Annotated in this window: 25 protein-coding genes; all 25 read right to left on the bottom strand. The window is 61.0% G+C overall.

Features of this window, described 5'->3' with window-relative positions; all coding sequences use genetic code 11:
* Positions 1-49 precede the first annotated feature (49 nt).
* On the bottom strand, positions 50-1,750 hold the full coding sequence (ureC, locus tag KW840_RS11090) for an urease subunit alpha (RefSeq protein WP_218495166.1): 1,701 nt from the start codon (positions 1,748-1,750) through the stop codon (positions 50-52).
* Between the two features lie 138 nt (positions 1,751-1,888).
* Entirely contained in the window at positions 1,889-2,194 is a 306-nt protein-coding gene (locus KW840_RS11085) for an urease subunit beta (protein ID WP_218495165.1), read from the bottom strand.
* Positions 2,194-2,727: a GNAT family N-acetyltransferase gene (locus tag KW840_RS11080; RefSeq protein WP_090452874.1), complete on the bottom strand. Its 534-nt coding sequence runs from the start codon at positions 2,725-2,727 to the stop codon at positions 2,194-2,196. The genes KW840_RS11085 and KW840_RS11080 overlap by 1 nt, the downstream gene beginning before the upstream one ends.
* Before the next feature lie 6 nt (positions 2,728-2,733).
* Complete coding sequence (locus KW840_RS11075; protein WP_057712193.1) at positions 2,734-3,267, bottom strand: GNAT family N-acetyltransferase; 534 nt, start codon at positions 3,265-3,267, stop codon at positions 2,734-2,736.
* A gap of 9 nt (positions 3,268-3,276) precedes the next feature.
* On the bottom strand, positions 3,277-3,579 hold the full coding sequence (locus KW840_RS11070) for an urease subunit gamma (RefSeq protein WP_057712192.1): 303 nt from the start codon (positions 3,577-3,579) through the stop codon (positions 3,277-3,279).
* 156 nt (positions 3,580-3,735) lie between these two features.
* The gene (locus tag KW840_RS11065; RefSeq protein WP_218495164.1) at positions 3,736-4,575 is read right to left on the bottom strand and encodes an urease accessory protein UreD; all 840 of its coding nucleotides are present in this window, start codon (positions 4,573-4,575) and stop codon (positions 3,736-3,738) included.
* 161 nt (positions 4,576-4,736) lie between these two features.
* Positions 4,737-5,435 carry an urea ABC transporter ATP-binding subunit UrtE gene (urtE, locus tag KW840_RS11060; RefSeq protein WP_057712190.1) on the bottom strand — a complete coding sequence of 233 codons (699 nt, stop codon included), beginning with the start codon at positions 5,433-5,435 and terminating at the stop codon, positions 4,737-4,739.
* A gap of 46 nt (positions 5,436-5,481) precedes the next feature.
* A complete protein-coding gene (urtD, locus tag KW840_RS11055; protein ID WP_057712189.1) occupies positions 5,482-6,354 on the bottom strand; it encodes an urea ABC transporter ATP-binding protein UrtD in 873 nt (290 codons plus the stop codon).
* On the bottom strand, positions 6,351-7,430 hold the full coding sequence (urtC, locus tag KW840_RS11050; protein WP_218495163.1) for an urea ABC transporter permease subunit UrtC: 1,080 nt from the start codon (positions 7,428-7,430) through the stop codon (positions 6,351-6,353). The genes urtD and urtC overlap by 4 nt, the downstream gene beginning before the upstream one ends.
* Positions 7,430-8,932 (bottom strand): urea ABC transporter permease subunit UrtB, encoded by a 1,503-nt coding sequence (gene urtB / locus KW840_RS11045; protein ID WP_218495162.1) that lies wholly within the window; start codon positions 8,930-8,932, stop codon positions 7,430-7,432. Before urtB ends, urtC begins: the two co-directional genes overlap by 1 nt.
* Before the next feature lie 164 nt (positions 8,933-9,096).
* Positions 9,097-10,362 (bottom strand): urea ABC transporter substrate-binding protein, encoded by a 1,266-nt coding sequence (gene urtA, locus KW840_RS11040; protein WP_057712186.1) that lies wholly within the window; start codon positions 10,360-10,362, stop codon positions 9,097-9,099.
* A 312-nt stretch (positions 10,363-10,674) separates the two neighbouring features.
* Entirely contained in the window at positions 10,675-11,685 is a 1,011-nt protein-coding gene (locus tag KW840_RS11035) for an iron ABC transporter permease (RefSeq protein WP_218495161.1), read from the bottom strand.
* Positions 11,682-12,641 (bottom strand): ABC transporter substrate-binding protein, encoded by a 960-nt coding sequence (locus tag KW840_RS11030; protein ID WP_218495160.1) that lies wholly within the window; start codon positions 12,639-12,641, stop codon positions 11,682-11,684. Before KW840_RS11030 ends, KW840_RS11035 begins: the two co-directional genes overlap by 4 nt.
* A complete protein-coding gene (locus KW840_RS11025; RefSeq protein ID WP_218495159.1) occupies positions 12,638-13,426 on the bottom strand; it encodes an ABC transporter ATP-binding protein in 789 nt (262 codons plus the stop codon). The genes KW840_RS11030 and KW840_RS11025 overlap by 4 nt, the downstream gene beginning before the upstream one ends.
* A 156-nt stretch (positions 13,427-13,582) precedes the next feature.
* Entirely contained in the window at positions 13,583-14,962 is a 1,380-nt protein-coding gene (locus tag KW840_RS11020; RefSeq protein ID WP_218495158.1) for a PepSY domain-containing protein, read from the bottom strand.
* Between the two features lie 111 nt (positions 14,963-15,073).
* Positions 15,074-17,191 carry a TonB-dependent copper receptor gene (locus KW840_RS11015; RefSeq protein WP_218495157.1) on the bottom strand — a complete coding sequence of 706 codons (2,118 nt, stop codon included), beginning with the start codon at positions 17,189-17,191 and terminating at the stop codon, positions 15,074-15,076.
* A 192-nt stretch (positions 17,192-17,383) separates the two neighbouring features.
* Complete coding sequence (locus KW840_RS11010) at positions 17,384-17,836, bottom strand: DUF2946 domain-containing protein (protein WP_154863453.1); 453 nt, start codon at positions 17,834-17,836, stop codon at positions 17,384-17,386.
* A gap of 21 nt (positions 17,837-17,857) precedes the next feature.
* Positions 17,858-18,337: a copper chaperone PCu(A)C gene (locus KW840_RS11005; protein ID WP_057712179.1), complete on the bottom strand. Its 480-nt coding sequence runs from the start codon at positions 18,335-18,337 to the stop codon at positions 17,858-17,860.
* Between the two features lie 47 nt (positions 18,338-18,384).
* On the bottom strand, positions 18,385-18,783 hold the full coding sequence (locus KW840_RS11000) for a DUF2946 domain-containing protein (RefSeq protein WP_090452899.1): 399 nt from the start codon (positions 18,781-18,783) through the stop codon (positions 18,385-18,387).
* Between the two features lie 97 nt (positions 18,784-18,880).
* On the bottom strand, positions 18,881-19,171 hold the full coding sequence (locus KW840_RS10995; protein ID WP_057397803.1) for an addiction module antidote protein: 291 nt from the start codon (positions 19,169-19,171) through the stop codon (positions 18,881-18,883).
* Positions 19,172-19,174: 3 nt separating this feature from the next.
* On the bottom strand, positions 19,175-19,477 hold the full coding sequence (locus KW840_RS10990; protein ID WP_218495156.1) for a type II toxin-antitoxin system RelE/ParE family toxin: 303 nt from the start codon (positions 19,475-19,477) through the stop codon (positions 19,175-19,177).
* Positions 19,478-19,678: 201 nt separating this feature from the next.
* Complete coding sequence (locus tag KW840_RS10985; protein ID WP_218495155.1) at positions 19,679-20,395, bottom strand: cobalt-precorrin-6A reductase; 717 nt, start codon at positions 20,393-20,395, stop codon at positions 19,679-19,681.
* The gene (locus tag KW840_RS10980; RefSeq protein WP_218495154.1) at positions 20,392-21,489 is read right to left on the bottom strand and encodes a cobalt-precorrin-5B (C(1))-methyltransferase; all 1,098 of its coding nucleotides are present in this window, start codon (positions 21,487-21,489) and stop codon (positions 20,392-20,394) included. The genes KW840_RS10985 and KW840_RS10980 overlap by 4 nt, the downstream gene beginning before the upstream one ends.
* On the bottom strand, positions 21,482-22,693 hold the full coding sequence (gene cbiE / locus KW840_RS10975; protein WP_218495153.1) for a precorrin-6y C5,15-methyltransferase (decarboxylating) subunit CbiE: 1,212 nt from the start codon (positions 22,691-22,693) through the stop codon (positions 21,482-21,484). Before cbiE ends, KW840_RS10980 begins: the two co-directional genes overlap by 8 nt.
* A gap of 143 nt (positions 22,694-22,836) precedes the next feature.
* The gene (locus KW840_RS10970; protein ID WP_218495152.1) at positions 22,837-23,496 is read right to left on the bottom strand and encodes a hypothetical protein; all 660 of its coding nucleotides are present in this window, start codon (positions 23,494-23,496) and stop codon (positions 22,837-22,839) included.
* Positions 23,497-23,594 lie beyond the last annotated feature (98 nt).

Raw genomic sequence — 23,594 nt, 5'->3', positions numbered from 1 at the left:
GCCTCGACACCCTGGGTGCGAGGCCTTTGTGTGGGGTGCAACAAACGGCTCAGAACAGGAAGTAACGCTGGGCCATCGGCAAGGTTTGCGCTGGCTCACACCACAGCAACACACCGTCGGCCTTGACCTGATAGGTCTGCGGATCGACGTCGATGTTCGGCAGGTAGTCGTTGTGGATCAGGTCGGTTTTTTGCACGTCGCGGCAACCTTTGACCACTGCGATTTTCTTTTTCAAACCCAGGGCTTCGGGCAAGCCTGCATCCTGCGCCGCCTGGCTGATGAAGGTCAGGCTGGTGGCGTGCAGCGAACCTCCGTAGCTGGCGAACATCGGGCGGTAGTGCACCGGTTGTGGCGTCGGGATCGAGGCATTGGCGTCGCCCATCAGGCTGGCCGCGATGGCACCACCCTTGAGAATCAGCGTCGGTTTCACGCCAAAAAACGCCGGGCGCCAGAGCACCAGGTCGGCCCATTTACCCACTTCGACCGAGCCCACTTCATGGCTGATGCCGTGGGTGATCGCCGGGTTGATGGTGTACTTGGCGATGTAGCGTTTGGCGCGGAAGTTGTCGTTGCCTGCACCATCGCCGGGTAGCGGCCCGCGTTGTCTTTTCATCTTGTCGGCAGTCTGCCAGGTGCGGGTGATGACTTCGCCGACCCGCCCCATGGCCTGGCTGTCTGAGCTGATCATCGAGAACGCACCGAGGTCGTGGAGGATGTCTTCGGCGGCAATCGTCTCGCGGCGGATTCGGCTTTCGGCGAAGGCCACGTCTTCGGCAATGCTTGGGTCGAGGTGGTGGCAGACCATCAGCATGTCCAGGTGTTCATCAATGGTGTTGCGGGTGAACGGCCGGGTCGGGTTGGTGGAGCTTGGCAGCACGTTAGCAAGACCGCAGGCCTTGATGATGTCCGGCGCGTGACCGCCACCGGCACCTTCGGTGTGATAGGTGTGAATGGTGCGGCCCTTGAAGGCGGCGAGGGTGGCTTCGACGAAACCGGACTCGTTGAGGGTGTCGGTGTGGATCGCCACCTGCACGTCGAACCGGTCGGCCACGCTCAGGCAGTTGTCGATACTCGCCGGCGTGGTGCCCCAGTCCTCATGCAACTTGAGGCCGATGGCGCCGGCCTTGACCTGTTCGATTAACGGCTCGGGCAGGCTTGCGTTACCTTTGCCGGTGAGGCCGATGTTCATCGGGAAGGCATCGGCGGCCTGGAGCATGCGCGCCAGGTGCCACGGCCCGGAGGTGCATGTGGTCGCATTGGTGCCGGTGGCCGGTCCGGTGCCGCCACCGATCATGGTGGTGACGCCGCTCATCAATGCCTCTTCGATCTGCTGCGGGCAAATGAAGTGGATATGGGTGTCGATGCCGCCGGCGGTGAGGATCATGCCTTCGCCAGCGATGACTTCGGTGCTGGCGCCAATGGCGATGGTCACGTTCGGTTGCACGTCCGGATTGCCCGCCTTGCCTATGCCGGCGACCCGTCCGTCCTTGAGGCCGATGTCAGCTTTGACGATGCCCCAGTGATCGATGATCAGTGCGTTGGTAATCACCGTGTCGACCACTTCGGTGGCGAGCAGCTGGCTTTGGCCCTGGCCGTCGCGGATGACTTTGCCGCCGCCAAATTTCACTTCTTCGCCGTAGGTGGTGAAGTCCTGTTCCACTTCGATCCACAACTCGGTGTCGGCCAGGCGCACCTTGTCGCCGACGGTGGGACCGAACATGTCGGCGTAGGCTTGACGGGAAATCTTCATGTGTTCGCCTTGAGATTCAATTGAATTTGAAATCGTTCGCTGCGCTCACATCGCGAGCAAGCTCGCTCCCACAGTTGATCGCGTTCCCCTGTGGGAGCGAGCTTGTTCGCGATGGGGGCGGTACTGACAACGCATTAATCAGAGATCGCCCATGATCTGCCCGGCAAACCCGAACACCCGACGATGCCCCGCCAGATCGACCAGTTCGACCTGGCGACTCTGCCCCGGCTCGAAACGCACGGCGGTGCCGGCGGGGATGTTCAGGCGCATGCCGCGGCTGGCGGCGCGGTCGAAGTTCAGGGCGTCATTGGTTTCGAAAAAGTGGTAATGCGAACCGACCTGGATCGGCCGGTCACCGCTGTTGGCCACCGTCAGGCTGATCGTGCGGCGGCCGACGTTAAGTTCGATGTCGCCGGGCTGGATCTGGTATTCACCGGGAATCATCAATGGGCTCCTTGGAGAATCTTGTAGAAGAAGGCAGTGGGCTTGTAGCGGCCGCTCGGGTCGCAGGCGTAATCGGGAATTTCCCCGGCCCGGGTGTAACCCAGGGCTTTGTAGAAATCTTCGGCGGGCGAGCCTGCTTCAGTATCGAGGAAGAGCATGCCGCGCTTGTGTTGCAGGGCGGCCTGTTCCAGCGCACTCATCAACTGTTGGCCTAGACCACGCCGCCGGGCATGCTCGCGCACCAGCAGTTTCTGCACTTCGGCACGGTTCAAACCGTTGGCTTTGCGGCACAACCCCAATTGCACGCTGGCTTGCACCTGTTCGTCCTTGACCACCACCCACAGCAACACATTGCCCTTGATCAGATTGTCCTGAACCTCATCGAAATAGGCGTGTGCCTGCGTCGCATCGAGATCGGCCATGAAGCCAACGCTGGCGCCATAGCCGACGGCGTCGAGTAGCAGATCAATCAGGCCCTGACGGTAGTGCGCGAAACTTTCTACATTGACGCGTCGCAGTTGGGCGGGGTTCATGGGCAATCACTCCTTGTTGGCGGCAGGTGGCTGTGCGCCAGGATTGAGGGTCAGTTGCATGAAGGTCAGGTCCAGCCAGCGACCGAACTTGGTGCCCACCTGTGGCATCTGCCCGGTGGTAATAAAACCGATGCGCTCATGCAGGCGAATCGAGGCGGCGTTGCCACTTTCGATGGCCGCGACCATGACGTGTTTGCCACAGTCTCTGGCGCGCTCGATCAGCACGTCCATCAGCTTTGGACCGAGGCCATTGCCGCGTTGATCGCTGCGCACGTAGACCGAATGCTCGACGGTGTGGCGGAAGCCGTCGAACGGGCGCCAGTCGCCGAACGAGGCGTACCCGAGCACTGTGTCGTCGGCATCGACAATCACCAGAATCGGATAAGCCTGGGATTGCCGGGCGCTGAACCAGGCCTGGCGGTTGCCGAGGTCGACCGCCTGCTCGTTCCAGATCGCCGTGGTGTTGAGTACCGCGTCGTTGTAAATGTCACGGATGGCTGGCAGGTCGGCATGCACGGCATCGCGGATGTGGTAGGTCATGGCGCGGCCTCAGGCGATGGGTTGGTGGACGGTGACCAGTTTGGTGCCGTCGGGGAACGTGGCCTCGACCTGGATTTCCGGGATCATTTCCGGGATGCCTTCCATCACTTGTTCGCGGCTCAGCAGGGTGGTGCCCAGGTGCATCAGGTCGGCCACGGTCTGGCCATCGCGGGCGCCTTCAAGCAGCGCGGCGGAAATGTAGGCCATGGCCTCCGGGTAATTGAGTTTCACGCCTCGAGCCAAACGTCGCTCGGCCACCAGGCCGGCGGTGAAGATCAGCAGCTTGTCTTTTTCGCGTGGGGTCAGGTCCATCGTAGACATCCATCCGGGCAGATTAAAAAGAGTGGGATCTGCTTGCACAGAACCCCTGTAGGAGCGAGCCTGCTCGCGATGGCGTCGGCACATTCAACATAAATGGCGCCTGATACACCGCTATCGCGAGCAGGCTCGCTCCTACAGAAAAGCAATTCAGGTGTTCCATATTCTGGGTGGCAAGGCTTCACGGCCAAGCAAGACTGGGCGCAACAACTTCCAGAGTTCAATCAACCACCCCCGCGCCAACAGCGCTTCACTGGTCAGACACCGCGCCACCAACAACCCCGGCAACTGCGTCAGATCCCCGCGCACGTCATGGCTCAGCGAGCGGCAGCGCTCCAGCAGTTCGCTATCAATTTCACCCGTCACCAGCAATGTCGCAAACACCGGTTGCCCATCCAGCCCAATCGGCGAATCGAGCAAACCGTCCGCCCCGACAATGCGCTGGCGTTCGTGCCAGAGCAACTGGCCGTCGCGGCGGATATCCAGTTGTGCCTGAAAATGCCCGAGGTCGAAGCGTTCGCCACTGGCCGGACGGCCCAGGGCCACGACGTCCCAGTAGAACAAACGGGCATCACCTTCAAGGTCAATCCCGGTGCTGAGTTCAGCCTGCGCCGCACTGAAAATGATCGTTTCCTGGGGCAACCATTCCAGTGTCGCACCGGCCGCCACCTTCAACTTCAGCTGCTGATAGGCGGGGCCAGCGGCGCGATACCACTTGGCCGCGCCGGGGCTGGTGATTTGTGCCCAGGCATCACGCTCGACGCTGGCCGAAATGTCCAGCCGATCACCGCCGGCTATTCCGCCGGGAGGGTGGACGATGATGTGCTGGCAGACCTCTGGCCCCTCTGCATACAGGTGCTTTTGCACCCGCAACGGACCTTTGTGACGGCGCTGGACCGGGCGAGTGGTGTTGTCGAATCGGGCGTAGCCCAGTTCCAGTTCGGCATGCCAACTGGGGGTAAACAAAACGCCGGATGCAGGAAGAGTCATGGTCAGTGCTTATCGAGAGGTCCTCAGGAGGGTTGCAAAGGCTGTGCCGCAGGGCATCACTGGAAGGAGAGCGCTGTTGAACGTCGCCGCGCACCAGTTGAGGGCGCGGCGTGGAAGATGGTGCGACAAAATGGTGCTTCGAGCCCGCTGTGGACAGAAGCTCAGATCGTGACCAGCCCGCGCACCCCTTCAGCTTCCATATTCTCGCCGCGACCCTGTTGCACGATTTCGCCCCGGGACATCACCAGGTATTGATCGGCCAGCTCGGCGGCGAAGTCGTAGAACTGCTCCACCAGCAAAATCGCCATGTCGCCACGGGCGGCGAGTTTCTTGATCACCGCGCCGATCTCCTTGATCACCGAGGGTTGGATGCCTTCGGTGGGCTCATCGAGGATCAGCAGGCGAGGGCGGCTGGCCAGTGCACGACCGATCGCCAGTTGCTGTTGCTGGCCACCGGACAGGTCACCCCCTCGGCGTTGCTTCATTTGCAGCAGCACCGGGAACAGCTCATAGATGAACGCCGGCACTTCTTTCGCCTCGCTGCCGGGAAACCGCGACAGGCCCATCAGCAGGTTTTCTTCCACGGTCAGGCGACCGAAGATCTCCCGGCCCTGCGGCACGTAGGCGATACCGGCATGCACCCGCTGGTGCGGCTTGAAGGCGGTGATTGGTTTGCCTTCCCAATTGACCGCGCCTTCTTTGGCCGGCAGCAGACCCATCAGGCATTTGAGCAGGGTGGTCTTGCCCACGCCGTTACGCCCGAGCAGGCAGGTGACTTCGCCGACCTTCACGTCAAACGTCAGGCCGCGCAGGATGTGGCTTCCGCCGTAGTACTGGTGCAGCTTTTCGACTTGCAGCATTTCCAGATTCTCCTCAGATCCCACAGTTGGATAGGTGTTTGCAGGTTTAGCGACCGAGATACACCTCGATCACCCGCTCGTTGTCCTGCACCTGCTCCAGCGACCCTTCGGCCAGCACGCTGCCCTGATGCAACACCGTGACGTGGTCGGCAATCGAGCCGACGAAGCCCATGTCGTGTTCCACCACCATCAGCGAGTGCTTGCCGGCCAGGCTCTTGAACAGCTCGGCGGTGAATTCGGTTTCGGCGTCGGTCATGCCCGCGACCGGTTCGTCGAGCAGCAGCAATTGCGGGTCCTGCATCAGCAGCATGCCGATCTCCAGGAATTGTTTCTGGCCGTGGGACAACAGGCCGGCCGGGCGATTGACCGACGAGGTCAGGCGAATGGTATCCAGTACTTGGGCGATGCGGTCTTTCTGCTCGCCGCTCAAGCGCGCCCGCAGGCTGGCCCAAACGGATTTGTCGGTTTTCTGCGCCAGCTCAAGGTTTTCAAACACGCTCAAGGCTTCGAACACCGTGGGCTTCTGGAACTTGCGGCCGATACCGGCCTGGGCGATCTGCACTTCGCTCATTTGCGTCAGGTCCAGGGTTTCGCCGAACCAGGCCTTGCCGTGACTGGGGCGGGTCTTGCCAGTGATCACGTCCATCAGCGTGGTCTTGCCCGCGCCGTTGGGGCCGATGATGCAGCGCAGTTCGCCGACACCGATGTACAGGTTCAGATTGTTCAACGCGCGGAAGCCATCGAAGCTGACGCTGATGTCTTCCAGGGTCAGGATGGTGCCGTGGCGCGTGTTCAGGCCTTTGCCGGCACGTTGGCCGAGGCCGATGGCATCGCGGCTGCTGCCGGCGTCGCGGTTGGGTTCCAGTGGCGGAAAGAACGCCGGTTCGAGCATGAATTCAGCGGTTGCAGTGACTCTCATTGCTCACCTCTTTTCTTCAACAGACCGATCACGCCCTTGGGCAGGTACAGGGTCACGACGATGAACAGCGCACCAAGGAAGAACAGCCAGTATTCGGGGAATGCCACGGTGAACCAGCTCTTCATGCCGTTGACCACACCGGCACCGAGCAACGGACCGATCAAGGTGCCGCGACCGCCAAGGGCCACCCATACCGCGGCTTCGATAGAGTTGGTCGGCGACATCTCACTCGGGTTGATGATCCCCACTTGCGGCACGTACAGCGCACCGGCCAGGCCACACAACACCGCGCTCAATACCCAGACAAACAACTTGAACCCGCGCGGGTCGTAGCCGCAGAACATCAGGCGGTTTTCTGCATCGCGCAGCGCAGTCAGTACCCGTCCGAATTTGCTTTGCGCCAGGCGCCAGCCGATAAACAGGCTCGCCACCAGCAACAGCACCGTGGCGAAAAACAGCACCGCGCGGGTGCCCGGCTCGGTGATGCCGAAGCCGAGAATCGTGCGGAAGTTGGTGAAGCCGTTGTTGCCGCCGAAGCCGGTTTCGTTGCGGAAAAACAGCAGCATCCCGGCGAAGGTCAGGGCCTGGGTCATGATCGAGAAATACACACCCTTGATCCGCGAGCGGAAGGCAAAGAAGCCGAACACCAAGGCCAGCAACCCCGGCGCCAAAACCACCAGGCACAGGGTCCAGAGGAAGCTGCTGGTACCGGTCCAGAACCACGGCATTTCGGTCCACGACAGGAACGTCATGAAGGCCGGCAAGCCATCACCCGCGGCCTGGCGCATCAGGTACATGCCCATGGCATAGCCGCCGAGGGCGAAGAACAGGCCGTGCCCCAAGGACAGCAGGCCGGCGTAACCCCACACCAGGTCCAGCGCCAGTGCGACGATGGCGTAGCAAAGAATCTTGCCCACCAGGGTCAGCGTATAGGCTGAAACATGCAGTGTGCTGTCCACCGGTAACAACGACAGGAGCGGCAGCGCCAACAGTAGAGCGAGGATCACTGCACCGACGGCAATCGAGGCTTTAGGGCCGGCTTTTTGGGTCGCGGTAACGAGCAGGGGCTGGTTCATCAGTCGATCACCCGTCCTTTGAGTGCGAAGAGGCCTTGCGGACGTTTCTGGATGAACAGAATGATCAGCGCGAGGATGAGGATCTTGCCGAGTACGGCACCGATCTGCGGTTCGAGAATCTTGTTGGCGATTCCCAGGCCAAACGCCGCCAGCACGCTACCGGCCAACTGACCGACACCGCCGAGCACCACCACCAGGAACGAGTCGATGATGTAGCTCTGGCCGAGGTCCGGGCCGACGTTGCCGATCTGGCTCAGGGCCACGCCGCCAAGGCCGGCGATGCCCGAACCGAGACCGAAGGCGAGCATGTCCACGCGTCCGGTGGGCACGCCGCAGCAGGCGGCCATGTTGCGGTTCTGGGTGACGGCGCGAACATTCAGGCCCAGGCGAGTCTTGTTCAGCAGCAGCCAGGTCAGCACCACCACAAACAGCGCAAAGGCAATGATGACGATGCGGTTGTACGGCAGCACCAGGTTCGGCAGCACTTGAATGCCGCCCGACAGCCACGCGGGGTTGGCCACTTCGACGTTCTGCGCGCCGAACACCAGACGAACCAGTTGAATCAGCATGAGGCTGATGCCCCAGGTGGCGAGCAGGGTTTCCAGTGGGCGGCCATAGAGGTGGCGAATCACCGTGCGCTCCAGCGCCATGCCGATGGCCGCGGTGACGAAAAACGCCACCGGTAGCGCGATCAGCGGATAGAACTCGATGGCCTGCGGGGCGAAGCGCTGGAACATCAGTTGCACGACGTAGGTCGAGTAGGCGCCGAGCATCAGCATCTCGCCGTGGGCCATGTTGATCACGCCGAGCAGGCCGAAGGTGATCGCAAGTCCCTGGGCCGCGAGCAGCAGAATCGAGCCCAGGGACATGCCGCTGAATGCCTGGCCGAGCATCTCGCCGACCAGCAGTTTGCGTTTGACTTGAGCGAGGCTGGTTTCGGCCGCAGTGCGTACGGTGGCATCGGCTTCAACGCCAGGCTCGAGCAAGCCTTCGAGACGGGTGCGGGCCAGCGGGTCACCGGTTTCACCGAGCAGGCGGACGGCTGCGAGGCGCACGGCCGGGTCGCTGTCGACCAATTGCAGGTTGGCCAGGGCGAGACTCAGGGCACTGTGGACGCCTTCGTCCTTTTCGCCCGCCAGCTGCTGGTCGAGGAATTTCAACTGCGCCGGTTTGGCACTTTTCTGTAGTTGCTGCGCAGCGGCCAGACGCAGTTTGGCGTCGACGGCGAGCAGTTGGTGGCTGGCCAGGGCGGTGTCGATCAAGCCCCGCAAGCGATTGTTCAGGCGCAAGGTTTTCGGCTGGCCGTCGACGGTCAGTTCGCCTTGTTGCAGGGCGTTGATCAATTCGATGCGGGCCGGATCGGGCTGCGCGGCCCAGGCTTCCAGCAGCCTGGCTTGCTGCACGGGATTGGCGGCGACGAAGTCTTCGGCGTCGCCAGCGTGAGTGGCCATCGGCAGCAAGAGTGCAATGGCGAAAATGATGCGGTAAAGGGCGGTGGGCATAGAGAGTCGCCTTGACGCGGAACATTGTGGGAGCGAGCTTGCTCGCGATAGCGGTGGCCCAGTCAAAGAGATGTCGAATGTGCCGACCTCATCGCGAGCAAGCTCGCTCCCACAGGGAGTTGTGTCGGCCTCAGGCACTGAGCCTGGCGCCGACATCCAGTGGCTTAGTTGCTCTTCATCGCGTAGTCCGGTTTCTTGTCGTTACCCGGAATGAACGGGCTCCACGGCTGGGCGCGGATCGGGCCTTCGGTCTGCCACACCACATTGAACTGACCGTCGGCCTGGATCTCGCCGATCATCACCGGCTTGTGCAGGTGGTGGTTGGTCTTGTCCATGGTCAGGGTGTATCCGGACGGCGCGGCAAAGGTCTGGCCGCCCAGGGCTTCGCGAACTTTGTCGACGTCGGTGGACTTGGCTTTTTCAGCCGCTTGCGCCCACATGTGGATGCCGACGTAGGTGGCTTCCATCGGATCGTTGGTCACCGCTTTGTCGGCGCCCGGCAGGTTGTGTTTCTTCGCGTAGGCTTTCCAGTCGGCGACGAATTTCTTGTTCGCCGGGTTCTCAACCGACTCGAAGTAGTTCCACGCCGCGAGGTTGCCCACCAATGGCTTGGTGTCGATGCCACGTAGTTCTTCTTCGCCCACCGAGAACGCCACGACCGGCACGTCGGTAGCTTTCAGACCCTGGTTGGCCAGTTCTTTATAGAACGGTACGTTGGAGTCGCCGTTGACAGTGGAGATGACCGCCGTCTTGCCGCCTGCCGAGAACTTCTTGATGTTGGCGACGATGGTCTGGTAGTCGCTGTGACCGAACGGGGTATAGACCTCTTCGATGTCCTTGTCGGCCACGCCTTTGGAGTGCAGGAACGAACGCAGGATCTTGTTGGTGGTTCGCGGGTAGACGTAGTCGGTGCCGAGCAGGAAGTAGCGCTTGGCGCTGCCGCCTTCTTCGCTCATCAGGTATTCAACGGCAGGGATCGCCTGCTGGTTCGGCGCAGCGCCGGTGTAGAAGACGTTCGGCGACATCTCTTCGCCTTCGTATTGCACCGGGTAGAACAGCAAGCCGTTGAGTTCTTCGAACACCGGCAGTACCGATTTACGCGATACGGAAGTCCAGCAACCAAACACCACGGCGACCTTGTCCTGGGTCAGCAATTGACGACCCTTCTCGGCGAACAGCGGCCAGTTCGAGGCAGGGTCGACCACCACCGGCTCGAGCATCTTGCCGTTCACGCCGCCCTTGGCGTTGATCTCGTCGATGGTCATCAGCGCCATGTCTTTCAACGACGTTTCGGAGATCGCCATGGTTCCGGACAACGAATGCAGAATACCGACCTTGATGGTCTCGGCGGCCTGGACAGTCCAGGTCATGCCCATCGCGGCAATGGATGCCGAGAGTGTGAAAGCCTTGATCAAACTGCGACGCTTCATTGTGCGATCTCCATGAACTTATGAGTTTTCTTGGTTGGCAGATGCGGACTACTGAAGGTGTGTTTTGCAAGGGCTGTGCCCGGTCGGCAAAGGCAGGGAAATGTCGGTTTAGAGCGGTCGTGCGGTTTGATGGCGCACCATGAAGGATCGCGACAGGCGTGTTGGTGCGAAGAGGTGCGCCAGATTGGAGCGCAGATCTTGTGGGCAACCCCAATCAACTGTGGGAGCGAGCTTGCTCGCGATAGCGGTGGGTCAGACACCGTCATGTTGGATGTGCCGCCGCCATCGCGAGCAAGCTCGCTCCCACAGGGATCAGCGACGGCGCATCAGGCCGATGAAGAACAGTCCGCCAATCGCGGCGGTAGCGACGCCAATGGGAAGATCTTCAGGAGCAATCATGGTCCGGGCGGCGACGTCGACCCAAACCAGAAACACGCTGCCAAGCAACACGCACACCGGCAGCAACCGTCGGTGTTCAGCCCCGACCAGGCGCCGCGCAATATGCGGCACCATCAACCCGACAAAACCAATCGAGCCGCTGATCGACACCAGCACTCCGGTCATCAACGAGGCAATCAAAAACACCCGCAGGCGCACGGTGCGTGCATTCAGGCCCAGGGTCACCGCTGTCTGCTCACCGGCCATCAGTGCATTCAGCGGTCGCGCCATACCCAGCAGCAATATCAGCCCGAACAACACACTGGCTGTCGGTACCGCCAGCAATTCCCAGCGTGCCAACCCGAGCCCGCCGAGCATCCAGAACATCACCGCCGAACTGGCTCGATGGTCGCCCATGAACAGCAGTAAATTGGCAATCGCCATCATCACGAATGACACCGCCACGCCGCACAGCAGCAAGCGGTCACTGTCCAGGCGTCCATGACGACTGGCAATCATCAGCACCACCAGCATGCTCAGCAATGCCCCGATGAATGCCGCGATCGGCAAGGTCAGCAGGCCAATGATTTCACCGACATGCAGCACCACGATCACCGCGCCAAGTGTGGCACCGGAAGTCACGCCGAGCAGGTGCGGGTCAGCCAACGGGTTGCGCGTGACTGCTTGCAGCACCGCGCCGATCAACGCCAGGCCCGCGCCCACCAGCGCGCCGAGCAGCATGCGCGGCACGCGGATCAGCCAGACGATATGTTCCTGTCCGGGGTTCCAGTCCACCACACCGAAACCGAACAGTTTATGCAACAGGATGCGCCACACCACATCCAGCGGCACCCGCGCCGGGCCGAAACCCAGGGACACCACGCACGACACCAGCAACAGGGCACCGAGTGCGATCAGCATCAGGGCGTAGCGACGGTTGGTCATTCGCCGTGGAAACCCTTGGCCAGGGTTGCGACCGCCAGCACGTTATCGATCCCCGGCGTGGCCTGCACGTAAGGGATGACGATGAAGCGCTGGTGCCTGATCGCGTCCACCGATTGCAGGGCCTTGTTGTTCAGCAGGAATTGAATCTTCTGATCGGCAGTGACTTCGCTGTAGTCGACGATCACGATCACCTGCGGGTTGCGCTCGACCACGGTTTCCCAATTGACCCGGGTCCAGCTTGCGTCGACATCCTCCAGAACATTGCGCCCGCCAGCGGCGTCGATCAGCGCTTGCGGCATACCCAGGCTTCCTGAGGTCATGGCGCGATCTTCGCCGCTGTCGTACAGGAAGACCCGCGGTTTTTCCGCGGGCAGGTCTTTGCCAATGTTTGCCACTTGCGCCTGCATGTGGGTGATCAGGGCATTGGCGCGGTCCTGCACGTCAAAGATTCTGCCGAGGTTGCGCAGGTCGTTGTAGGTGTCTTCGAGGCTGGCCGGCGGGCGCTTCATCACGAAGGCGCAGGACTCGCTCAGCTCATACACATTGATGCCCAGCGGTTGCAGGGTTTGCGGCGTGAGATCGCCGCCGATACGCATGCCGTAGTCCCAGCCGGCGAAGAAGAAATCGACGTTGGCATTGAGCAGGGTTTCCACCGACGGGTACTTGGCCGCCAGTTCCGGCAGGCCTTCGAGAATGCCCTGCATCTCAGGCGTCACGGCCTTCCAGCCACTGATGCCGCTGTAACCGGCCATCCGTGGTTTGAGGCCGAGGGCGAGCATCATCTGGGTCATGTTGATGTCGTGGCTGAGCGCGTGTTTTGGTGCCTGCTTGAAGGTCACTTCGCGGTTGCAGCTTTTGATTGTCAGCGGGTAACGGGTGGCTTCGGCCAATGCCTGGACGCTGCCCAGCAGCATCACGAGAGAGAGGCAGGAGCGCAGCAGGGAACGCAAAGTCATGGTTGGGTTATCCAGGTGATTCGTGGGTAGCCGTGCAGTGGATGTTCATCGATCAGTGCTTGGACGCCGAACACATTGCGCAGCAGCGCAGCGGTCAGGACTTCTTTCGGCGTGCCGCTGGCGACGATACGACCATGGTTGATCACGTACAGTCGATCACAAAAAGCCGCCGCCAGATTGAGGTCGTGGATGCTCGCCAGGGTGCCGATATTCAAGCACTTGACCAACTTCAAAAGCTCAAGCTGATAACGCGGGTCGAGGTGGTTGGTCGGCTCGTCAAGGATCAGCAGTTGTGGTTGCTGGGCCAGAGCGCGGGCGAGGATGACCCGCTGTTTTTCACCACCGGAGAGAGTGGCGAACCCGTGGTCTTCGAAGCCCTTGAGGCCGACGGATTCCAGGGCCTGATTGACCAGGTCGCGGTCTTCAAGGGTGTCGCCATCGAACAAGCCTTTGTGCGGCGTGCGGCCCATGGCGACCACCTCCTCGACGGTCAGGCCGAAGGCATCAGGGAACTCCTGCAACACCACGGCGATGCGTTGCGCGCACCAGCGCGAGGAGTGCTTCCAGACGTTCTGGTGATCGAGTCTGACCTCGCCGCTTTCCGGTTGATTGAAGCGCCAGGCACACCGCAACAGGCTGGTCTTGCCACTGCCGTTGGGGCCGATCAGCCCGACGAACTCACCGGCGGCCACGTGTAGCGAGGCGTCACGCAGCTGGAATTGGTGGTGGCAATGGCCGTGACCCAGTGGGGACCAGGTAAGGTTTGTCAGATTCAGCGAGGTCATGCAGTGACTCTTGAGGTGATGCTGATGGCCCCTTCGCGGGCAAGCTCGCTCCCACAGGTCTTACGCAATCCCTGTGGGAGCGAGCTTGCTCGCGATGGGGCTGAGGTGATGCGCGGGGAGTTTACAGTGCCTTTCTCCCGGCGCATCTCGCCTGTTTCAAGATGAAGATGAAGCCGACTCAGTTTGCCGGGTAAAGCGCGACAGCAGCACGCGATCGAGCACCCACACCGCCACCAGAGAAGCACCCACCAACGGGAAGGCCACTGCCAGGGCGAACATGATCACCATCGCGGTTTTCCATTTTGGCAGGTCATGGCGCAGCGGCGGCACGCCGAGTTTTCCTTGCGGACGGCGCTTCCACCAGATCACCACGCCGCTGACCGCGCTGAGCAAAATCATCAGGCAGATCAGCAATACGACGATCTGGTTGAACACGCCGAACATCTTGCCCTCGTGCAGCATCACGCCGATTTCCGTGGCGCGGGCGACGGTGCCGTACTGCTCGAAGCGTACATCGGCCAGGACTTTGCCGGTGTACTGATCGATGTGCAGCGTGGCGTCATTGCGCGGGTCGTCGGCGAATACGGCGATGGTGAACACGCCGGTCGCGGTGGTCGGCAGGGTGATGCTGTAGCCCGGTTCGACCTTGCGCTCTCTGGCGATGTTTTGTACGTCCTGCAGGCGGATGGTCGGCGATGCCGGACCGGCCGCTGCGCCGTCGTGGGCCATGTGCTCGGCATGGTCGCCAGACATCGGCATCGGGGTGTTTTCCATGGCCCACGGCACGGTCTGGCGGGTGGCGGTGTTGAGGCTGCGTGCCTCGACGTCGGACTTCGGCACGTCATCCCACATGGCCGCCGGGAATACGTTCCACACTTCGGCGTATTGCTTGCCCCAGAAACCGGTCCAGGTCATGCCGCTGAGCAGCATCACCAGCAGCAGGGACGCGCCCCAGAACCCGGTGACCGCGTGCAGGTCGCGCCACAATACGCGACCTCGACTGTTCAGGCGTGGCCACAAAATGCCTGCCGCCTGACCGCGCGGCCACCACAGGAAAATGCCGGACACCACCAGCACCACGCCCCACCCGGCGGCCAGTTCGATCAGCCGATCGCCAACGGTGCCGATCATCAGCTCGCCGTGAATCGACCGGGCGATGGCTTGCAGGTTCTTCTTGGCGTCTTGTTCACCGAGGATGTCACCGTGGTACGGATCAACGAAAACGTTCAGCTCCTTTTCATCGTTGAGCACGACAAACTGCGCGCTGCGCTCGGCAGTGACCGGCGGCAGGTACTGGGTGACCTGACCTTGTGGGTAAGCCGTTTTCACCCGTGTCAGCAGGTCGTCGGCCGGGACGGTGTGATGACCGGCCGGGACGTTGAGCAGGCTGCTGTACATCAGCGAGTCGAGCTGCGGTTTGAACAGGTAGACGGTGCCGGTCAACGCCAGCATCACCATGAATGGCGCAACGAACAATCCGGCATAGAAATGCCAGCGCCAGGCCAGGTTGTAGAAATTCACTTTGGGCTGTTTCATCACGTGTGCTCCGCTTGGCTGGATCTTTTAGTTGTTTGTTTTTGCGGTTGCTGCGCAACCGATCGCGAGCAGGCTCGCTCCCCTGTAGGAGCGAGCCTGCTCGCGAAGCTTTTAGAAACTCATGTCCACCTTGGTCCAGAGCGTTCGCCCCGGTTCCTTGATGGCTTGCGGGTCATTGGCCGGGTAGCCGAAACCGGCGTTGCCGGCCAGGTTCAAGTGTTCGGCGTAAGCCTTGCCGAACAGGTTGTCGACGCCGCTGCTGACCTTCCAGTTGCTGTTGATCCGATAGGCTCCGTTGAGGGAGAACACGCCGAAGCCCGGCGTCTTGTCGAAGTCCTTGCCGACCACGTTGCCCTTGTTCTGGTCGATGCGGTTTTGTGCGGCGACCACTCTCCACAGTGCGCCGGCGCTCCAGTTGTTTTCGCTGTAGGTCAGGCCGAAACGGGCATCCAGCGGCGGCATCTGCGGCAATGCACTGCCATCGCTGCTGTTCTTGCCCCAGGCGTAGGCCAGGATCGCGTCGGCTTTCCAGTTGTCGGTGAAGTTGTAAGCGGCGCCCAGTTCGCCGCCCATGATTCGCGCGTCGATGTTTTCGGCTTGCGAGGTCGTACCCATCATTGTCGGGGTGTAGTTGAACAGGATGTAATCGCGCACCTGTCCGACGTAAGCCGAGGCCCAGGCTTCGAGGTCTTCGGTCTTGTATTGCAGGCCGAAATCGAGCTGGGTGGTTTTTTCCGGTTTGATCGAGTCGAAGGCATTCACCGAGCCGGCGGGGCCGGACTTGGGAGAGAAAAGCTCCCAGTAATCCGGGAATCGCTGGGAGTGACCGAGGCCGGCATACAGGGTGGTCGGGCTGTCGGCCAGGTCATGCTCATAGCGGATGAAACCACTCGGCAGGGTGTCGGCGCGGGTGTCGTCGGCGGTCGGATTGGGGCGGGTCATCATGCCCGAGCCGGTGGTCTGCCGATAATCCTTGGCCGAGGCGCGGTCCAGGCGCGCGCCGCTGATCAGGCGGTCACGGTCGGCGGCGTACCAGGTCAATTCGCCGAAGACTCCGTAGTTATGGAAGTCGGCATCCTTGGTGTACGGCAGGTCCTTGTAGGTGTCGACGCCCATGGCGCCGCGCTGGCGATGTTCGTTGGTCTGCGCGTCGATGCCGCTGATCAGTTGCACATCAGTCCAGCGCCAGGTGGCCTTGACCCGGGCGCCGAGGGTGCGGCGGTCGACGTTGGAGGCCATGGGGCCGGCCATCATCCCGGTGCCGGAGGGCGTGCGCAGGGTGTAGTTGTCCATCACGTGATCGGCGTAGTTGTAGTAGACCTGCGCCTCGACCTTATCCAGTACCTCGCCGATGTTGGATTGCTCGAAGCGCAGGCCAAGGCTTTCGCGCAGGAACTGCGAACCGTCCATGCCGCGCCCGGCGTAGCGGGCTTCACCATCGCCATGGCCGGCGGTCAGTTCCAGCAAGGTGTCGGTATTCGGCGTCCAGCCGACGGCCACGTCGCCGTTCCATTTGTCATAGCGCGACGCCACGGTGTCGTTGTTGCCGTCCTGGTAGTCGTCGGAGTGCGCGGTGTTGCCGATGACCCGCACATAACCCGATTGTCCACCGACGGCAGCGTCCACCAGTTTGTCGAAGCGGCCGTTGGAGCCGGCCAGCACGCTGGCGTTGACCCGGGTGCCGAGTGCGCCGAAGTGCTCCGGCTCGCGGTCGAACAGGATAGTGCCAGCCGAGGAACCCGGTCCCCACAGCACGGTTTGCGGGCCTTTGATCACGGTGAGCTTGTCGTAGGTTTCCGGCGAGATGTAGGAGGTCGGGGCGTCCATCCGGCCCGGGCAGGCACCGAGCATCATGCTGCCGTTGGTGAGGATGTTCAGCCGCGAGCCGAACATGCCGCGCAGCACCGGGTCACCATTGGTGCCGCCATTGCGCACCATGGCAAAGCCGGGGATGGTCTTCAGGTAATCGGCGCCATCGCTGGCGGGCACCGGTTGTCGCGGGTCCTTGGGGTTGGTGACGATGGTCAGGGGCGAGCTGGGCGCAACGGCGGTAATCACCGTCGGGCTCAGTTCTTCGGTGTGACCGGCATGATCATCGGCCAGCGCAGAAGGCGCCAGCAATGCACCGCACAGGATGGCGGTGGCGTGTCTGAAACGAACACCGGATTCGTTCAGGGCATAAGAGGCTTGGGCAGGGCTCAAGCACGGGACAGCGGAAAACCTGGACATGACAATTTCCATCGAACAGTCGTAAACGACACGGCCGGCAGCCTGAAGCTGTCCCTGTGGGAGCGGGCTTGCTCGCGAAAGCGGTGTGCCAGACGACATCAACGTTGACTGACACTTCCTCTTCGCGAGCAAGCTCGCTCCCACAGGTTGCTTTGGCTGTCTTGCGGACCGTGTGAAATCAGAAGTGAGTGTTTACGCGACGACGGGCGGGGCGCGGGTGCGGGCGCCGGGGAAGAAGGTTGGCCGGGCATGGCCCTGGCGCGCAGAGGGTGTGGTGAAGGTATTGATGGGCGGGATGACGAAGTTGGCGAAAGACACGCCACCGGTCAGCGCCGGGCAATTGAACAGCAGGCTGCAATAGCCACACTTTTCCCACAGCACATGGTGCCCGGGGGCTGGCGGGCAATGCTCGGTGGTGGCTTGCGTGGCTTGCGTGGCATGGTCGGCATGCTCCATCGCCGACATGTCCATGCTCATACCCGTAGGCATGCTCATCGACATGGCGCGCGAATCCATCGGCATCGACTGAGAAATCAGCGGACCGATAAAGATCATCAGCATGGCGAACAGGCTGATCCAGCTGCCACGTGTCAGGCTCAATGCCTGATTGCGTGACCTGAATGACCTGGCGCTAAGCGGGCGCATGGGCGTATTCAGCGCGGGTGGTTATTGCGCGTGCTTGTGTTCTTGCATGGCGTCCGGCGCCTGCTTCTGCACCGCGACTTCGACCGTCACGTCACCGGACTTCTCGAAGTGCAGCGTCATGGGGAAGCGCTTGCCGTCAGTGAGCAGGCTGCGGTCCTTGAGGCCCAGCAACATCACGTGATAGGCCATGGGTGCGAAAGTGACCTCGCCACCGGCGGGCACTTCCACGCTCGGTACGTGCTGCATTTTCATCATGTCGCCTTGCATCACGTGCTCATGCAATTGCGCTTCGCCCGCAATGGGGGTGTCGACGCTGAGCAGGCGGTCGGCGGTCTTGCCTTGATTGTTGATCACGAAATACGCCGCAACGGTGGGCGCATTGGGCGGCAACTCCTGGGACCACGGATGAGCGATTTCCAGTGTGCCGACCTTGTATTCGTGGGCATTGGCAAAGCAGGCAGGCAGCAGCAACGCAGCCAGAACGATGAGTTTGTTCAACATGGCAATTCTCCGGAACGATTTAAAACGCAGTCAATTGCGAGAAAAAATCACACCAGAGGGGACGCGCGGGGGTTGAGACTCGGCCATTGCTGGCGCGGTGACGGGCTTTCCAGAGAGGCGGCAGGCAGGCTTCGGTTGGACTCGAAGTGCGCGAAATACAGTTGTGGCGTATGCCCCGGCAACGCCACCAATGGCGCGGAACCCGAGCAGCACCAGCAATGCTGCATGTTGGAATGATCGTCGCTTTGCGGGGCTTTGTGTTCAAGGTCCCCGATGGAAATCGCCACCATCCTGGTGCCACTGGAGCTGCAGAAGCTACCCCACAACAACTGTTCGGCGGATGACTTCGCCGTTTGCGCCATCGCTCCGGACATCGGCATGGCGAGCATGTTGAACAGCACTGCGAAGCAGGCTATCCAGGCAATTGCGAGCCGGTGTCGGGACATGGGACAAAATCCGTTTGGGTGGGCGATCAGGCGCGGGCTATTTAGCCTGATCAGGGCCGATAAGTAAAAAGGCGGCGTGCGGTGTGGTGTCGCAGCATCAGACAGCGATGGCGTGCAAACGCAGACCCAAGGCTTTCATAACCTTCATGATAGTCGCGAATTCCGGATTGCCACTACTGCTCAGCGCCTTGTACAGACTCTCGCGCCCCAAGCCGGCATCACGGGCTATTTGTGTCATGCCCTTTGCCCGGGCGATATCGTTGAGCGCTGCACGTATCAGCACGCCGTCTCCGGCATCCTCTTCAAAGCAGGCATCCAGATAAGCCGCCATTTCTTCCGGTGTCTTGAGAAACTCGGCGGCATCAAAACGGGTAAATTGTTCGGCCATGATTTACTCCTCATTACCGATATTGTGTGCCATTTGAATAGCACGTTTGATATCTCGTTTTTGAGTCGACTTGTCACCCCCGATCAACAGCAAGTAAATCACCTCATCTCTGCGAGTGAAGTACAACCTGTAGCCTGGGCCGTAGTGAACGCGCATCTCGTAAACCGCAGCACCTACAGATTCGCAATCACCAAAATTTCCATACTCGGCTGCCCGGAGTCTGGCGATTATTCGAGCTTTGCCGATGGTGTCCCTCAGCGAGTTGAGCCAGTCAGCAAATACTTGGGATCGCTCAAAATCGATCATGTTGAATCGTATTCCTTGGGATACAGAGTGGCAAGCGGCACTTTCTTTTGGGCGAGGCCATTCATCCCCGTGGATGTCGGGTGCGCTTGATCGGTTCAGGAGGAGGCGAACTATAGGACTGCGGTCGTAGAGTAGATAGCCAGCTGCGTCTGAGTTTATTGCCAGCGCAATCACTGGATTTAGCAACTCTCAGGAACAGTCCTACATCGATAGGACATCCAGCATATCCGCCACCGAGAGGAATTCACGATCCACGTCGGGCAACACCGGCCGCTTCAAGACAATCACCGGCACCCCACGTTCACGTGCGACTTCCAGTTTCGGTTCGGTCGCCGTGCTGCCGCTGTTCTTGCTGATCAGCACGTCGATGTTTCGCCGTTCGAACAACTCACGTTCATCGTCGATCAGGAAGGGCCCACGTGCGCCAATCACTTCGCAGCGCTCGTTACCCGGATACACATCCAGTGCGCGCAGGGTCCAGAATTGTTCCGCTGGAATTTCGTCCAGGTGTTGCAGGGGCTCGCGACCGAGGGTGAACAGCGGTCGACGGAAGGGCTTCAGGGCGTCGATCAGTCCGGCCCAATCGCTGACTTCCCGCCAGTCATCACCCGCTTGGGCTTGCCAGGCCGGACGCCGTAGCGCCCAGCAGGGAATGCCGCTCAAGCGCGCGGCGGTCGCGGCGTTCTGGCTGATCCGGGCGGCGTAGGGGTGAGTGGCGTCGAGCAGCAGATCGATGCCTTCATCGCGAATAAATTGCGCCAGACCCTCGGCACCACCGTAGCCGCCGACGCGCACCTGGCATTGCAGATCCGTCGGAATCCGACCGACACCGGCCAGGCTGTAGATATGCTGCGGTCCCAGCGTGCGGGCAATGGCCATGGCTTCGGTCACGCCGCCGAGCAACAGGATGCGCTTCATTGAAAGGCTCCCGCATGGCCAACGATCCCGCCCTGGCGATCGATGGCGAAGACTTCCACCTGAACCTGCGCCGGCACCACGCTGCGGGCAAAATCCAGGGCGTGCTGACAGACGGCATCGCCCAGGGCGACCCCGGCTGTGGCGGCCATGGCCAGTGCCTGCTGGCTGGTGTTGGCCTCGCGGATGCTCTGCTGCAACGCCACATCGGCGCCGACCTGCGCCGCCCATAACGCCAGTTGCGGCAGGTCAATGCTCGAATGGCGACTGTGCAAATCCATGTGCCCGGCCGCCAGTTTGCTGATCTTGCCGAAACCACCGCACAGGCTGAGTTTATCCACAGGTACTTTGCGCAGGTGCTTGAGCACGGCGCCAACGAAGTCGCCCATTTCGATCAGGGCGATTTCCGGCAGGTTGTAGACCCGGCGCATGGTGTCTTCGCTGGCGTTGCCAGTGCAGGCGGCGATGTGCAGGTAACCGTTGGTTTTCGCCACGTCGATACCCTGGTGGATCGAGGCGATGTAGGCCGCACAGGAAAACGGTCGGACGATACCACTGGTGCCAAGGATCGACAGACCACCAAGGATGCCCAGGCGCGGATTCATGGTTTTCAGTGCCAGTGCCTCGCCGTTCTCGACATTGACCGTGACCTCGAAACCACCGCTGTAGCCAAGCTCGTCAGCCAGTCGGGCCAGGTGTTCGCTGATCATTTTGCGTGGCACCGGGTTAATCGCGGGCTCGCCGACTCCCAGCACCAGCCCGGGCCGGGTCACGGTGCCGACACCGCGACCGGCCTTGAAGCGCGTCCCCGGTTCGCTGCTCAGGCGCACCTGGGAGTAGAGCAGGGCACCGTGGGTCACGTCCGGATCGTCACCGGCATCCTTGAGGGTTCCCGATTCGGCGCCGTCCTCGGTGAGGCGGCAGAACTCCAGGCGCATCTGCACCTGTTTGCCCTTGGGCAACACGATTTCCACCGCATCGGCCGATGTGCCAGCCAGCAGCAGACGTGCGGCGGCAAGGCTGGTGGCCGTGGCGCAACTGCCGGTGGTCAGGCCGCTGCGCAGAGGGGCGGGGTGTTCGGCGGTTTCGTCACGCATCGAAGGGTTTCGTCACGTCCAGCAAGGTAATCGGCAAGGCCTGGCGCCAGGTGTCGAAGTCGCCCAGTGGTTGGGCCTGGGCGATATGAATTCGCGTCAGCTCCCCGCCGTGTTGCTCGCGCCAGGCCATCAGGGTCATTTCACTTTGCAGTGTGACTGCGTTGGCAATCAGTCGGCCACCGGGTTTGAGTTCGGCCCAGCAGGTATCGAGCACGCCCTCGCGGGTGACACCGCCGCCGATGAAAATCGCATCTGGCCGCTCCAGCCCGGTCAGTGCCTGCGGCGCGCTGCCGCGAACCAGTTGCAGGCTGGGAACGCCTAGGGCATCGCGGTTGTATTCGATCAACGCTTGTCGGCCCGCATCTGCCTCGATGGCCAGTGCGCGGCAACCGGGGTGGGCGCGCATCCATTCGATGCCGATCGAGCCACTGCCGGCGCCGACATCCCACAACAGTTCGCCGGGGGTCGGGGCCAGGCGCGCGAGGGTGATGGCGCGCACATCGCGCTTGGTCAGTTGGCCGTCGTGCTTGAAGGCGGAGTCCGGCAGGCCGGCCAGTCGCGACAGGCGTAGCGTGTCCGGCTCGGCGATGCACTCGATAGCGATCAGGTTCAGGTCGGCGATCACAGGATCGGTCCAGTCATTGGCGATACCGTCGACACGTCGCTCGGCTTCACCGCCCAAATGTTCGAGCACCGTTATCCGGCTCGGACCGAAACCACGTTCACGCAGCAGTGCGGCGATGGCGGCGGGGCTGCGGCCGTCGTTACTCAACACCAGCAAGCGCACGCCACTGGACAATTGCGCGTTGAGTGCGGCGACGGGGCGGGCAACCACTGACAACGTGACCACTTCCTGCAAAGGCCAACCCATTCGCGCCGCGGCGAGCGAGCAGGAAGAGGGAGCGGGCAGAATAAGCATTTCATCGCTGGATAAATGTCGGGAGAGACTGGCTCCCACCCCGAAAAACATTGGATCACCGCTGGCCAGGACGCAAACGGGTTCTCCCTGTTTCGCCAAAACCGGTTCAAGGGCGAAAGGACTGGGCCACAATTGCCGTACACCGCAGATGCAGGCTGGCAACAGGTCCAGTTGCCGTTGACCGCCAATGATCCGCGTAGCGTTCAGCAGAGCGTGTCGGGCATTTTTGCCAAGCCCCTTGAAGCCTTCTTCTCCAATGCCTATCACTGTCAGCCAGGGGGTCATGCTGTTCCTCTTCTATCAATCGAAGCCAAATCATCGCGCTGCCGGTCTGTGTCGACCTGTGCGGTGGTGCATCATAGCGCGGTGTGGATTGAGTTCGCCGGTTGTCAGCGGGAGAAAGCGTCATTGACGGTGATAGCGCACTATTACGGATGTATTGTTGGTACCTTTTGCAGGTCGAATCTCTTCATCCTGATTTCGCTCCGTTTGCGGTCTATGAGCGCTCTTTTGCTTTCGAGTACGTTTTTGTCAAGTTTCAGAGTGGCTCGGTGCTGAATGATCTTTGTCGTCTGTTCTTCCATGTGAAAAAATAGAAAATTGCTCCTTTTTGTAGATGTCACCAATTCGAGATTAAAAACTGCGATCTCAAGAAAACCCTTTGAATCATAGCGTGCAGGTATTACCTGAAACCGCTCTCCCAAGAGACTTTGTTGATCCAGCGAATACAGCGCGGGCTCGTCGGTTTTCAGCGCGTCGAGCGTGTCAATCATGGCGTTCCCTTGTCGGATGTCCGGCATGGCTTGAGCGCTTTGGACCAGAAACTCCGCAATGCTTTTCGAGAAGGTGTGTTGAGTGCGGGTAAAGATCGCATCCTGAAAGACGGACCAGCCAAGAAAATTCAACGTTGTGACGTATTCATGCAGCCACTTTGTCGAGTTGGCAAAGCGACTGCTGACCATGTCGGCGGACTGGGTGGCTATCTGAGTGCAATGAGTGAAGTCATCGTAATCTTGCAGCGAAAGTTGCTCAATGCATGAAATGAGATTGTGGGCGGTCAATGCTCCAGCCGGTGTTTCCGTGTTCATGTACTACTCCTTGAATATATCTAAATTCCGGTGTTGTTTGTTTTGTATGTTGGGCAAAAGTACAAGAGTGGCCGTGTGGTTTGAATAAGATTGATGGG

The organism is Pseudomonas sp. PDM30 (genome assembly GCF_019218985.1).
Lineage (GTDB): Bacteria > Pseudomonadota > Gammaproteobacteria > Pseudomonadales > Pseudomonadaceae > Aquipseudomonas > Aquipseudomonas jessenii.
Note: the sequence above shows the minus strand (reverse complement) of the source record. Positions and strands in the feature narration are given on the sequence as shown.